A 12,455-nucleotide genomic window follows, 5' to 3' on the forward strand; every position below is an offset into this window, starting at 1 on the left:
GGTGAAGGGCGCCGCGTCGTCGCGGCGCCCTTTCGCCTGTTCAGGACAGCAGTCCCCGTTCGATCAGGTGCGGGCGGACCTCCTCGGGGCCGGTCCACAGCTCCGCGGTGAGCCCGGCGAGGCGCGCCCCGTCGATGTTGGGCTGGCGGTCGTCGAGGAACAGGCAGTCCCCGGCCCGCGCGCCGAGCCGTTCCAGCAGCGCGGTCCAGATGGCCGGGTCCGGCTTGGCGACGCCGAGGTCGCCGGAGAACACCAGGTGCCGGAAGCGCCGCGTCCACGGCTGCTCGCGCACGGCCGCTCCGAAGGAGGCCGGAGCGTTGGACAGCAGCGCCAGCTGCACCCCGGCTTCGTCCAGTTCCTCCAACAGCGCCATGGACCCCGGGTTCAGTTCGAGCCAGCCGGAGATGTCCGCGCCGGTCAGCTCGGCGCAGAGCCCCTCGTCCACGTCCACGCCGAGCTTCTCGCCGATGCCGCGCCAGTAGTCCAGGTCGCTCTGCCCGCGGTCGTAGGCGTCCCGTGCGGGCCAGTAGACCTCCTCGAACTCCTCGAAGGACACGCCGTAGGACTCGGCGAGCCTGGGCAGCATCGCCGATCTCCTGCTCAGGACCTCGCCGTAGTCGAAGACGACCCAGCCCACTCGGACCTCCTCATCCGGTTCAACACCTCATCGATGTCGGACTTGCTCACGTCGCGGTGGGTCACGAAGCGGACCTGACCGGCCATCGGCCCGGCCAGCACGCCGAGGGCGGTCAGCCGCTCCAGCGCCTCCGCCTGGGTCAGGCCGGGCAGCTCGGCGAGCAGGATGTTGGTCTGCGGCTCCCGCACCCGCCAGCCCAGCTCGGCGAGGCCGTCCGCGAGCGCCCTGGCGTTGTCGTGGTCGACGGCCAGGTCCTCGATCCGCTCCAGCGCGACGAGTCCGGCCGCCGCGACGACACCTCCCTGGCGCACACCACCGCCGAGCATCTTCCTGATCCGCCGCGCCTCGCCGACGAACTCCTCGGTGCCCGCCACCACCGAGCCCATCGGTGCGCCGAGGCCCTTGCTCAGGCAGGACTGCACGGTGTCCACGCCGGTGGTCAGCTCGGCGGGGGAGACCCCGGCCGCGACGGCGGCGTTCCACAGCCGGGCGCCGTCGAGGTGCACGGCGAGCCGCTGATCCCGGGCGACGGCGACGAGGCGGCCGTGCTCCTCCGGTGGCAGCACCGTGCCGCCCGCCGAGTTGTGGGTGTTCTCCAGGCACAGCAGCGAGGTGCGCATGGAGTGGTAAGGACCGGTGTTGTCGGTGGCCGCGCGCACCGCGTCCGGTGAGAACCGGCCGGGACCGACGTCGCAGGGCAGGGCCTGGGGCATGCCGCCCGCCAGCCACGCGGCGGTGCCCAGCTCGTGGTTGAGCACGTGGGCGTCCTCCGGCGCGAGGAAGGAGTCGCCCCGCTTGAGGTGCAACATCAAAGCGATGGTGTTGCCCATGCAGCCAGTGGGCACCCACAACGCGGCCGGCATCCCGAGCAGCTCGGCCGCCCGGTCCTCCAACCGGCGCATCGTGGGGTCGCCGTCGAGCACGTCGTCGCCCACCTCGGCGGTGGCCATCGCGGTGCGCATCCGTTCGTCTGGGCGGGTGACGGTGTCCGAACGCAGGTCGATGGAGGTCACCAGCCGATCAGACCACAGATCGGGCCACGGGTCGGCCCGCTTTCGCGACCGCCGCGGGAGCGGGGCAGGTGGCCAGGAGGAATTCGAGTGCGGCACCATGCAACCCTCGGAACGGACGCGTCCGTCTCCCCAGTGCAAGACACGACGAGCGGAGAGTCCCGCGTGGACCAGCGCGAAGAGCAGGAGTTCGCGGAGTACTTCGCTGCCCGGCGCGACGCCGTGCGGCGAACGGCGTACCTGCTCTGCGGAGACTGGCACCGTGCGGACGATCTGGCCCAGACGGCGTTCGTGGCGCTGCACCGGCGTTGGCGCAAGATCCGGGACAAGGGAGCCCTGGACGCCTACGTCCGGCGCACGCTGGTCCGGGCCTCGATCGACGAGTCACGCCGACCCTGGCGACGTGAGCGGACCGTGGAGGAGTTCCCGGACACGCCGGTCACCGACACCGAGGTCGGTGAGTCGGTCGCCACGCGGGAGACGCTGCTCGCCGGGCTTGCGGGAGTTCCGCCGAGGCAGCGGGCGGTGCTCGTGCTGAGGTTCCTGGAGGGCCTTGACGTCGCCGCGACCGCGGCCGCGTTGAAGTGCACCGAGGGAACTGTGAAGAGCCAGACGGCGCGCGGGCTGGAGGCCCTGCGCGCCTCGCTGGGAGACGCGCTGGACGACCTGCGTTCGGCGTCGTGAACACCGGCGAACAGTCGGGGTGCGGCGACCTTCGCCGGTCGAGGAGGTGGGTTTAGGTGGACGAGCACAAGCTCGCGGACCTGTTCCGCGATGCGGTGCGTGACGCGCCACCGTCATCGTTCGGTGAGCAGGACGTCCTCGGGGCCTCGCAGCGGGCGACGGCGCGCCATCGGATGCGCGTGGCGACCGGCTCGGCCTTCGGCGTCGTCGTGCTCGCGGGTGTCGCGGTGTTCGGCGCGAACGCGCTGGACACCGGCGCCGACCAGGGCACGACCGTCGCCGCCCAAAATTCTCCCGGAAACGGTGCAACCGAGAACGGCGCTCCCGCCGTCCCGTTCTCAGTACCCACGAACAACCCGTTGCCCACCGGAGCGGTTCCGCCGGGCAAGACCACGGAACAACCGCCCAAAAGCATTCCCGAGCCGACGTCCAAGCAGGGGGACGACGACCCGGGAAGAGCTGGTCGGCCGACCAGCAGCACCCCGACCGGGTGCGGACCGGCGGACCGGGAGCTCGCGGTCGCCCTCGCCCACGAGCTCCCGGCCGCTGCCGGCCTCACGCCGACTCCGGCCAACCGGTACTGCGCACCGGGTTCCAAGGCGATGTCCGTCCTGGTCAGGGACGGCTCGGTCACCGGGGTGATCTCGGTGATCCTCGGCCCGCCCGACGCGAAGATCGACTCGGACGAGGTCGGCACCAGGGACCTCCCCACGGGCGCGCGCTCCTCCGGTGCCTACGCCCCGAGCGGCCGCCCGCTCGTCGTGGTGAGCGAGCCCCAGGGCGGTTCCACCGCGTCGCCGTACGGCGCCAGGGTGGACGAGATCGCGAAGAAGATCGCGGAGAAGTTCTAGACCACGGGTCCCCTCCCCCAGAGCGATGGCCGGCAGAGAGTCGATCTGCCGGCCATCGCCGTGCGTGCCCCGAGAAAACTGGTACGCTCGTACCAGAAAGTGGAGGTGGTCACCGTGGCGTGGCTCGTGTTGATCGTGTCCGGGGTGCTCGAAGCCGGGTGGGCGGTCGCGCTCAAGCTCTCCGACGGGTTCTCCCGGCTCTGGCCGACGGTGACCTTCGCGGTGCTGGCCACCGCCAGCTTCGGCGGGCTGGCCTGGGCGATGAAGCAGCTGCCCGCCGGCCCCGCCTACGCGGTCTGGACCGGCATCGGCGCCGCGATCACCGCCGTCATCGGCATGGTCTGGCTGGGCGACGGCGTGTCCGTGCTGAAGGTCGTCTCGATTCTGTTGATCATCGGCGGGGTGGTCGGGCTCCAGCTCGCCGGCGGTGCGCACTGATCTTGCGCGGGCTGGCACCATGCAGGGTCATGCCTGAGCCAACAGAAGCCGCTCCGAGCCCGTCCCAGGGACGGACCGGCCAGGCCAGCACACCCAAGGGGGAGCGCCGCCGCCAGGCCCTCGTCGAGGCGGCCAGCGAGCTGCTGGTCGAGAGCGGCTTCGACGGCATCCGGCACCGCGCCGTCGCCGAACGGGCCGGGCTGCCGCTGGCATCGACCACCTACTACTTCTCCTCGATCGAGGAGCTGGTGGAGCTGGCGGTGGAGTACCACGGCCGCACCGAGCTGGCCTGGGGGCGCGACCGGCTCGCCGAGCTGGGGGACCTCGGCGAGGAGGGGCTCGACCGCGACGAGCTCGGTGAGCTGGTGCTCGACCTGCTGCTCGGCCACAACTCCCGCGAGGGCGGCCTGGACGCGGTGCTGCTGCGCTACGAGCGGCTCGTCGGCTCCGGGCGGCGGCCCTACCTCGCACCGCTCATGCGCGAGATGGGCGAGGAGCTGCACGCGCTGCTGGTGGAGATCCTGGTCGCGGCGGGTGCGCCGATGTCCACCGCGGAGATGACCAGGCTGATCGCACTGATCGACGGCACCGTCGTCAACGCGCTGATCGAGTCCGATCCCGACCCGCGCGGGGCCGCGCGGAGGATGCTGCGAGCGGAGCTCCGGTAACCGTGCAACCTCTGCGCTCTGGCTCGCGTGAGTAAGGCCGGTAGCGCGAAGGGAGCACCATCATGCGGTCCGAGGACGAGGCCCGGTTTCGCGACATGGCACGGAGGCAGGCGGCGCCGATGCGTCGTTTCGCCTACCTGCTGTGCGGGGACTGGCACCTCGCCGAGGACCTGGTCCAGAACGCACTCACCAAGCTCTATTCGGCGTGGTGGCGGATCCGCGGCGCGGAGTCGCTCGACCGCTACGTCCGCAAGACCGTGGTGCGGTGCTGGCTGGACGAGGTCCGACGTCCTTGGCGAAGGGCGGAGGACAGGACCGGCGTCGTACCGGACGTCGCCGACCACGATGGCGATCCCGCTGCCGTAGGCCAGCGCGCGCAGACACGGGACCTCGTCCTGCGCGCGCTGGCCGAGGTCCCGTCACGGCAGCGGGCCGTGCTCGTACTGCGCTACTTCGAGGACCTGTCGGTCGCCGACACCGCGGCGGCCCTGGGGTGCTCACAAGGCACGGTGAAGAGCCAGGCAGCCCGCGGTTTGGACAACCTGCGGGCCGTGATCACGCGGCTGGGCGTGGACGAGTCCGCCCTGGCAGGCGGGAGGACGGAGTCATGATCGAGAAGGAACTGCGGGACGGTCTGCGGGGCGCCGTCACCGACGAGCCGCCGCTGGGTTTCGACCCGGACGAGGCGGTGACCAGGATCGGCGTCAAGGTCCGGCGACGGCGCGCCACCTTCGGCGTGGCCGCCGCGGTCGTCGCCGTCCTCGGCGGGGCGGTGCTGGTGCAGCAGAGCGTCGGCGTGGGTCGCGGCGGCGGCCTGGAGGTGGCCGGCCAGCCGCCGGCCCCACCGGCGGCCATCACCGGGCTGGAGATCGACTTCCCGTGGCCGCCGCAGGGGCTGCCCCGGCCGGAGCGCTACACCCAGAGCAGGGCCGACGAACAGGCGGCGGGGGTGCGCGACAGCTTCCTGCGTGCGTTCCTGAAGGAGGCCCCGCACGCCACGAACGCGAAGGCGCAGAAGGCCAACACGCTCACCGCTGGTGATCCCGGCCTGGGGCCGAACGTGATGGAGGGCGGCGTCGACTTCCGCGACCAGGCCGGCGACACCGCCGTGGTCTACAGCGTCTACTCGCCGCGCTACACCTTCCACCGACCCGCCGAGGAGTGCGTGCAGCAGCCGCAGAGCACCGTGCGCATCGAGAGCTGCCACGTGAGCAAGCTGCCGGACGGCACCGCGCTCGTCGTCGACCTCGTCAGGGGAACGCAGGGTGGCGGTGCGATCGCCAGCGCGGTGCACTACCGCCTCGATGGCGTGGTGGTCCGGGTCAGCGCCTACACCTACAACCCGTCCGGCGGCGGCGGGCCGATGCGCGATCGTCCCGCGTTGACCAACGAGCAGCTGGTCGCTCTGGCCACCGATCGCGACCTCACGATGTGAGTCGGGCAGGCTGCGGGGCATGAGTGAGCGCTACCGCAGCGTTGTCGACGTGCACCTGGTGCTGATCGAGGACGGCCGGATCTTGTTGTCCCGCAGGCACAACACCGGCTACCAGGACGGTAGGTACCACCTGGTCTCCGGACACCTCGAAGTCGGTGAGTCCGTTGTGGACGGTGTGATCCGCGAGGCGTGGGAGGAGACCGGGATCAGGCTGTCCGCGCCCGACCTGGACTGCGTGCACGTGATGCACCACCGCGAAGCGACGGGCGAGGCCAGGATCGGCCTCTTCTTCCGGGCGTGGCAGTGGGAGGGCGAGCCGGTGAACCGCGAACCGGGGAAGTGCTCCGACCTGGCGTGGTTTCCGCTGGACGCCTTGCCGCACAACACGATCGCCTACCCGGCCGAGGCCGTCCGCAACATCGCGGCAGGCATCCCGTTCGCCCTCCACGGCTGGTGAGGCCACCAGCCGTGGAGGTGCGGGTCAGCCGACGCAGCCCGCGCCGAGCAGGGCCTTGAGCTCGCCCATGAACGCGCCCGAGGTGCTGATCCGGAAGCCGTCGTCCACCGCGAGGGTGAACGCGCGCCGGTTGTTCTGGATCTTCAGGTGCACCGGGGTCTCGCCGGGGTGGGCCTTGAGCGTGTGCTTGAGGTCCTCCACCAGCGTCGCGTTCACCTTCGAGGCCATCAGCTTGATCACCAGCGGCGGGTCCTGGGTGAGGTCGGCCTCGGCGATGTCCAGGGTCACCAGGCCGGAGCCGAAGATCGACATCTTCTCCTCGCGCCAGTTCACCCTGCCCTTGACCGCGACGGCCGCGTCCTCGACCAGCTCCTCGGAGAGCACGCTGTAGGACTTGGGGAAGAACAGCACCTCGACCGAGGCGTCCAGGTCCTCGACGGTGCAGATCGCCCAGGGCTCGCCCTTCTTGTTCACCCTGCGCTCCATCGCCGAGATCATCCCGGCGATGGCGATCTCGCCCTCCTTCGGCGGGTCGGCGATGATCTCCGCGATCGACCTCGGGGCGTTCTGCCGCAGGGCGCGCTCGGCCCCGTCCAGCGGGTGCGCCGAGACGTAGAGGCCCAGCATCTCCCGCTCGTAGCCGAGCAGCTGCTTGCGCGGCCACTCCTCAGCCGAGAACTTCAGGTGCGCAAGCGGCGAGGCGTCCTCGCTCGGCTCCTCGTCGTCGCCGCCCGCGCCGAACAGGTCGAACTGGCCCATCGCCTCCTGGCGCTTGAGCGGGACGACGGCGTCGACCGCCTCCTCGTGCACCTGGAACAGGCCGAGCCGGGTCGAGTCGAAGGAGTCGAAGCCGCCCGCCTTGATCAGCGACTCGATGACCCTCTTGTTGCAGCAGACCAGCTCGGACTTGTCGAGGAAGTCGGTGAAGGAGGTGTAGGCCCCCTTCTGCTCCCGGGTCTTGATGATCGAGTCGACCACGTTGGCGCCGACGTTGCGGATAGCGCCGAGGCCGAAGCGGATGTCCTGGCCGACCGCAGAGAAGCGCAGCGCGGACTCGTTGACGTCCGGCGGCAGCACCTTGATGCCGAGCCGACGGCACTCCGAGAGGTAGACCGCCGACTTGTCCTTGTTGTCGCCGACCGAGGTCAGCAGCGCGGCCATGTACTCGGCGCGGTAGTTCGCCTTGAGGTAGGCGGTCCAGTACGAGACCAGGCCGTAGGCGGCCGCGTGCGACTTGTTGAACGCGTAGCCGGCGAACGGGAGGATCGTGTCCCACAGGGCCTTGATCGGCTCGTCGGAGAAGCCGTTGTCCCGCATGCCCTGCTGGAAGCCCTCGAACTCCTTTTCGAGGACCTCCTGCTTCTTCTTGCCCATGGCCTTGCGGAGCACGTCCGCTCGACCCATCGAGTAGCCCGCGACCTTCTGGGCGATGAACATGATCTGCTCTTGGTAGACGATCAGGCCGTAGGTCTCGGAGAGGATGTCCTGGAGCGGCTCCTCCAGGTCCGGGTGGATCGGCTTGACCTTCTGCCGCCCGTTCTTCCGGTCGGCGTAGTCGTTGTGCGCGTTCATGCCCATCGGACCGGGGCGGTACAGCGCGCCGACCGCGACGATGTCCTCGAACGCCGTCGGCTGCATGCGCCGCAGCAGGTCCCGCATGGGCCCACCGTCGAGCTGGAACACACCGAGGGTGTCGCCACGGCCCAGCAACTCGTAGGTGGGCTTGTCGTCCAGCTCAAGCGTGTCGAGGTCGATGTCCTCGCCCCGGTTGGCCTTGATGTTCTCGATGGCGTCACCGATGACGGTGAGGTTGCGCAGGCCGAGGAAGTCCATCTTGAGCAGGCCGATGGCCTCGCAGGAGGGGTAGTCCCAGCCGGTGATGATCGAGCCGTCGTCGCGCTGCCACAGCGGGATCGAGTCCATCAGCGGCTGGGAGGACATGATGACCGCGCAGGCGTGCACGCCCGCGTTGCGGATCAGGCCCTCCAGGCCGCGGGCGGTCTCGAAGATCTTGGCGACCTCGCTGTCGTTCTCGACCAGCGTGCGGACCTCGGCCGCCTCCGGATAGCGCTCGTGCTTGGGGTCGACGATGCCGGACAGCGGGATGTCCTTGGCCATGATCGGCGGCGGCAGCGCCTTGGAGATCTTGTCGGCGATCGCGTAGCCCGGCTGTCCATAGTGGACGCGAGCGGAGTCCTTGATCGCCGCCTTGGTCTTGATGGTGCCGAAGGTGATCACCTGGGCGACCCGGTCGTGGCCCCACTTCTCGGTGGCGTAGCGCACCATCTCGCCGCGCCTGCGGTCGTCGAAGTCGATGTCGATGTCGGGCATCGACGCGCGCTCCGGGTTGAGGAACCGCTCGAACAGCAGGCCGTGCGGGATCGGGTCGAGGTTGGTGATGCCCAGCGCGTAGGCCACCAGCGCGCCCGCGGCCGAACCACGGCCGGGGCCGACCCGGATGCCCACCTCCTTCGCGTACTTCACCAGGTCGCCGACGACCAGGAAGTAGGCGGGGAAGCCCTTCTGGTTGATCACGTTCATCTCGAACTCGGCCCGCTCGACGTAGCCGTCCGGGATGCCGTTCGGGAAACGCCACTCCAGGCCGCGCATGACCTCCTTGCGCAGCCACGTCTCCTGGTTCTCGCCCTCCGGGACCGGGAACATCGGGATCCGGTCGTGGTAGCTCCACACCTCGTCGTAGGACTCGACCATCTCCGCGACCAGCAGCGTGGAGTCGGTCGCCCCTGGGACCTCGGAGTCCCAGATCTGGCGCATCTCCGCCGCGGACTTCAGGTAGTAGCCGTCCCCGTCGAACTTGAACCGGTTCGGGTCGTTGAGCGTCTTGCCCGACTGCACGCACAGCAGCGCCGAGTGGGTGTCGGCCTGGTCCTTGGTGACGTAGTGGGAGTCGTTGGTGGCCAGCGGGGGGATCCCCAGGTCCTTGCCGATCTTGAGCAGGCCCTCGCGGACCCGGCGCTCGATGTCAAGGCCGTGGTCCATCAGCTCCAGGAAGAAGTTCTCCGCGCCGAAGATGTCGCGGTAGTCCGCGGCGGCCTGGACGGCCTCCTTCTCCTGGCCAAGCCGCAGCCGGGTCTGCACCTCCCCCGAGGGGCAGCCGGTGGTGGCGATGATGCCCTGCGCGTACTGCTGGACCAGGTCGCGGTCCATCCGCGGCTTGCGGTAGTAGCCCTCGATGCTGGCCAGGCTGGAGAGCTTGAACAGGTTCCGCAGGCCGGTGGCGTTGCGGGCGACCATGGTCATGTGGGTGTAGGCGCCGCCACCGGAGATGTCGTCGCCGCGCTGGTGCGGCTCGCCCCAGAACACCGGCTTCTTGTGGCCGCGGCTGGTGGGGGCGAGGTAGGCCTCGATGCCGATGATCGGTTTGATCCCGAACTTCTTGGACTGCTGGTAGAACTGGTCGGCGCCGTACATGTTGCCGTGGTCGGTCATGCCCACCGCGGGCATGTTCAGGCGTTGGGCCTCGGCGAACAGCGGGGCGATCTTCGCCGCACCGTCGAGCATCGAGTACTCGGTGTGCACGTGCAGGTGAACGAAGGACCCAGCTTCAGCTGACACCAGCAAACCTCCCCAGAACGAGACGACCAATCTAGTTCGCCCGCTCGGCCGTCTCCAGCGGGCCCACCGCCACGACCGGGTCACGCCCGGCGAGGAGACGAACGTCTCACCTGGCGCCGGTGTTCCCGTTGCTGCTGAAGGAAAAACGCGGAAAAGGCCCGAGAGGTTGCATCAGTGCCACTCTGCCGGGGGACAGTTTTCATATGTGGCACAACGCCTTTTTGACTTTCGTGGTTATTGTGCCTCGATGATCGTTGCAAGTTCCCTCCGGCGGACAACCGAACCGCAGGTCACCCGCGTCGGTGTCTATGTCGACGCGTTCAACGTCTACTACGGCGCTCGGGCGCATTGCGGAAAGGGCACCGAGGGTTGGCGCTGGCTCGACGTCGGCGGCCTGGCCATGAGTCTGATCAACCCACGCCTCTGGGCCAATCCCACGATCGACCGGATCGTCTACTGCACCGCGCTTCGTGACCGGGCAGGTGATCCGAGTTCGGTCGCCGACCAGGAGATCTATATCGAGGCGCTCAAGCGGCATTGCGGCAATGTCCTCGTCGCCCACGGCAAGTACGTTTCCCGCACCAGTTCGGGAGTGCTTGTCGAGAAGCGAGGCAGGAGACCACGTCAGATTGTTTCCCCAGGTAGCAGCCAGCTTCCTGGCTGGCTTCCGGTCAGTGAGGTGGTGAAGCCCGACGGGCAGACCATGCTGTTGGCCACGGTCCCGACGTTCGAGGAGAAAGGGTCCGACGTCAACGTCGCGAGCCACCTGCTGATGGATGTCCTGACCCGACAGGTCGATGTCGCCATGGTCTTCTCCAATGACAGTGACCTGAGCTTTCCGCTGGAGCAGGCGCGTCTCCGAGTGCCTGTCGCCACGATCAACCCAAGTACGACGCCGGTGGCCAGAGACCTTCGAGCAGAGCCTGGTGTCGGAGTGGGTGGACACTGGTGGCGTCGACTTCGAGCCGATGACTTCCGCGCGCATCAGATGCCGGATCCGGTCGGTCCCTGCGCGAAGCCCGCAGGATGGTGACACCGCTCGTTTGGTGATCTCGCACTGGTGCGCTAGGCTGATGACACACCACCCGGTTCTCGCGTTTTCGCGGGGATCGGGTCTTTTTTTGTTCCCCACCTCACGCCGTAGCGGCTGAGCTGGGGGTTCGCCGGTCGAATAGGCTCACCGCGTGAGCTCGAAGCCCCGCATCCCGAACGTGTTGGCCGGCCGGTACGCCTCTCCCGCCCTGACCAGGATCTGGTCCCCGGAGCACAAGGTGGTGCTGGAGCGCAGGCTCTGGCTGGCGGTGCTCCGCGCGCAGGCCGACCTCGGCGTCGACGTGCCCGCGACGGCACTCGCCGACTACGAGCGGGTTGTCGAGCAGGTCGACCTCGCCTCGATCGCCGAGCGCGAGCGCGTCACCCGGCACGACGTGAAGGCCAGGATCGAGGAGTTCAACGCCCTCGCCGGGCACGAGCACGTGCACAAGGGCATGACCTCGCGGGACCTCACCGAGAACGTCGAGCAGCTGCAGGTCCGGCTCAGCCTGGAGCACGTCCGGGACCGCGGCGTTGCGCTGCTGGAGCGGCTCGCCAGGCTCGCGGCGGAGAACGCCGAGCTGGTCATCGCGGGCCGCTCGCACAACGTCGCCGCCCAGGCCACCACGCTCGGCAAGCGGTTCGCCACCGCCGCCGACGAGGTGCTCGTCGCGTTCGGGCGGCTGGAGAACCTGCTGGAGCGGTATCCGCTACGGGGCATCAAGGGGCCGGTCGGGACCGCGCAGGACATGCTCGACCTGCTCGGCGGGGACTCGGCGAAGCTGCTCGACCTCGAGCGCCGGGTCGCCGAGCACCTCGGCTTCGGCACCGTGTTCACGAGCGTGGGCCAGGTCTACCCGCGGTCGCTGGACTTCGAGGTCGTCACCGCGCTCGTGCAACTGGCCGCGGGGCCCTCGTCGCTGGCGAAGACGATCCGGCTGATGGCGGGCCACGAGCTGGTCACCGAGGGCTTCCAGCCCGGCCAGGTCGGCTCCAGCGCCATGCCGCACAAGATGAACACCCGTTCCTGTGAACGCGTCAACGGGCTCGCCGTGGTGCTGCGCGGGTACGCGTCCATGGTCGGCGAGCTCGCCGGGGACCAGTGGAACGAGGGTGACGTGTCGTGCTCGGTGGTGCGCCGGGTCGCGCTGCCGGACGCCTTCTTCGCCTTCGACGGCCTGGTCGAGACGTTCCTGACCGTGCTGGACGAGTTCGGCGCGTTCCCCGCGGTGATCGACCGCGAGCTGGACCGCTACCTGCCGTTCCTGGCCACCACGAAGATGCTGATGGCGGCGATCAGGGAAGGCGTCGGCAGGGAGACCGGCCACGAGCTCATCAAGGAGCACGCGGTGGCCTCCGCGCTGGCCATGCGGGAGCAGGGCACCGAGCGCAATGAGTTGCTCGACCGGCTCGGAGCCGATCAGCGCTTTCCGTTGGACCGCCCGGCCCTGGAGCGGTTGCTGGCCGACCGGTTGCCCTTCACCGGTGCCGCCTCGGCTCAGGTCAATGCCGTTGTGCAGCGGGTTCAGGACGTCATGGCGCGCTACCCCGAGGCGGCTGGGTACGCACCGGAACCGATTCTGTAGCAACAGGGCTCAATCGTTGCTCCGAACAGCCGTCAGATCACCGTCGGCCGAACGACTGGTTTTACGGCGTTCGCTTACGTG

General features: G+C 69.2%; 12 protein-coding genes. 9 read left to right on the forward strand and 3 right to left on the reverse strand.

What is annotated here, in order from left to right; genetic code table 11:
- Window positions 1-40: 40 nt before the first annotated feature.
- On the reverse strand, window positions 41-637 hold the full coding sequence (locus tag ACFFQA_RS23170) for an HAD family hydrolase (RefSeq protein ID WP_377855813.1): 597 nt from the start codon (window positions 635-637) through the stop codon (window positions 41-43).
- A complete protein-coding gene (locus ACFFQA_RS23175; protein ID WP_377855815.1) occupies window positions 601-1,650 on the reverse strand; it encodes a threonine aldolase family protein in 1,050 nt (349 codons plus the stop codon). Before ACFFQA_RS23175 ends, ACFFQA_RS23170 begins: the two co-directional genes overlap by 37 nt.
- Window positions 1,651-1,812: 162 nt before the next feature.
- Between ACFFQA_RS23175 and ACFFQA_RS23180 the strand changes: the two genes are divergently transcribed.
- From ACFFQA_RS23180 to ACFFQA_RS23210, 7 genes are all read left to right on the forward strand, one after another.
- Entirely contained in the window at window positions 1,813-2,331 is a 519-nt protein-coding gene (locus ACFFQA_RS23180) for a SigE family RNA polymerase sigma factor (protein WP_377855818.1), read from the forward strand.
- Window positions 2,332-2,387: 56 nt separating this feature from the next.
- Window positions 2,388-3,182, forward strand: a complete 795-nt coding sequence (locus ACFFQA_RS23185) for a hypothetical protein (protein ID WP_377855819.1) — start codon at window positions 2,388-2,390, stop codon at window positions 3,180-3,182.
- 114 nt (window positions 3,183-3,296) lie between these two features.
- Complete coding sequence (locus ACFFQA_RS23190; protein WP_377855822.1) at window positions 3,297-3,620, forward strand: DMT family transporter; 324 nt, start codon at window positions 3,297-3,299, stop codon at window positions 3,618-3,620.
- Window positions 3,621-3,649: 29 nt separating this feature from the next.
- On the forward strand, window positions 3,650-4,288 hold the full coding sequence (locus ACFFQA_RS23195) for a TetR/AcrR family transcriptional regulator (RefSeq protein ID WP_377855824.1): 639 nt from the start codon (window positions 3,650-3,652) through the stop codon (window positions 4,286-4,288).
- Between the two features lie 62 nt (window positions 4,289-4,350).
- The gene (locus ACFFQA_RS23200; RefSeq protein ID WP_377855826.1) at window positions 4,351-4,899 is read left to right on the forward strand and encodes an RNA polymerase sigma factor; all 549 of its coding nucleotides are present in this window, start codon (window positions 4,351-4,353) and stop codon (window positions 4,897-4,899) included.
- Entirely contained in the window at window positions 4,896-5,723 is an 828-nt protein-coding gene (locus ACFFQA_RS23205) for a hypothetical protein (RefSeq protein ID WP_377855829.1), read from the forward strand. The genes ACFFQA_RS23200 and ACFFQA_RS23205 overlap by 4 nt, the downstream gene beginning before the upstream one ends.
- Before the next feature lie 19 nt (window positions 5,724-5,742).
- On the forward strand, window positions 5,743-6,180 hold the full coding sequence (locus tag ACFFQA_RS23210; RefSeq protein WP_377855832.1) for an NUDIX hydrolase: 438 nt from the start codon (window positions 5,743-5,745) through the stop codon (window positions 6,178-6,180).
- Window positions 6,181-6,204: 24 nt separating this feature from the next.
- On the opposite strand, the gene dnaE is transcribed toward ACFFQA_RS23210, so the two are convergent.
- Window positions 6,205-9,702, reverse strand: coding sequence for a DNA polymerase III subunit alpha (dnaE, locus tag ACFFQA_RS23215; RefSeq protein ID WP_377855981.1), 3,498 nt, complete (start codon window positions 9,700-9,702; stop codon window positions 6,205-6,207).
- Window positions 9,703-10,003: 301 nt separating this feature from the next.
- On the opposite strand from dnaE, the gene ACFFQA_RS23220 reads away from it, so the two are divergent.
- The gene (locus ACFFQA_RS23220) at window positions 10,004-10,789 is read left to right on the forward strand and encodes a PIN domain-containing protein (RefSeq protein ID WP_377855835.1); all 786 of its coding nucleotides are present in this window, start codon (window positions 10,004-10,006) and stop codon (window positions 10,787-10,789) included.
- Between the two features lie 151 nt (window positions 10,790-10,940).
- Window positions 10,941-12,374, forward strand: a complete 1,434-nt coding sequence (purB, locus tag ACFFQA_RS23225; RefSeq protein ID WP_377855838.1) for an adenylosuccinate lyase — start codon at window positions 10,941-10,943, stop codon at window positions 12,372-12,374.
- The last annotated feature ends 81 nt before the right edge of the window (window positions 12,375-12,455 follow it).

The organism is Allokutzneria oryzae (genome assembly GCF_042429765.1).
Lineage (GTDB): Bacteria > Actinomycetota > Actinomycetes > Mycobacteriales > Pseudonocardiaceae > Allokutzneria > Allokutzneria oryzae.

Coding starts and splice junctions, on each gene's coding strand:
- ACFFQA_RS23195 (WP_377855824.1), top strand. CDS start 3,650: ATGCCTGAGCCAACAGAAGCCGCTCCGAGCCCGTCCCAGGGACGGACC.
- ACFFQA_RS23200 (WP_377855826.1), top strand. CDS start 4,351: ATGCGGTCCGAGGACGAGGCCCGGTTTCGCGACATGGCACGGAGGCAG.
- ACFFQA_RS23205 (WP_377855829.1), top strand. CDS start 4,896: ATGATCGAGAAGGAACTGCGGGACGGTCTGCGGGGCGCCGTCACCGAC.
- ACFFQA_RS23210 (WP_377855832.1), top strand. CDS start 5,743: ATGAGTGAGCGCTACCGCAGCGTTGTCGACGTGCACCTGGTGCTGATC.
- dnaE (WP_377855981.1), bottom strand. CDS start 9,702: ATGCTCGACGGTGCGGCGAAGATCGCCCCGCTGTTCGCCGAGGCCCAA.
- ACFFQA_RS23220 (WP_377855835.1), top strand. CDS start 10,004: ATGATCGTTGCAAGTTCCCTCCGGCGGACAACCGAACCGCAGGTCACC.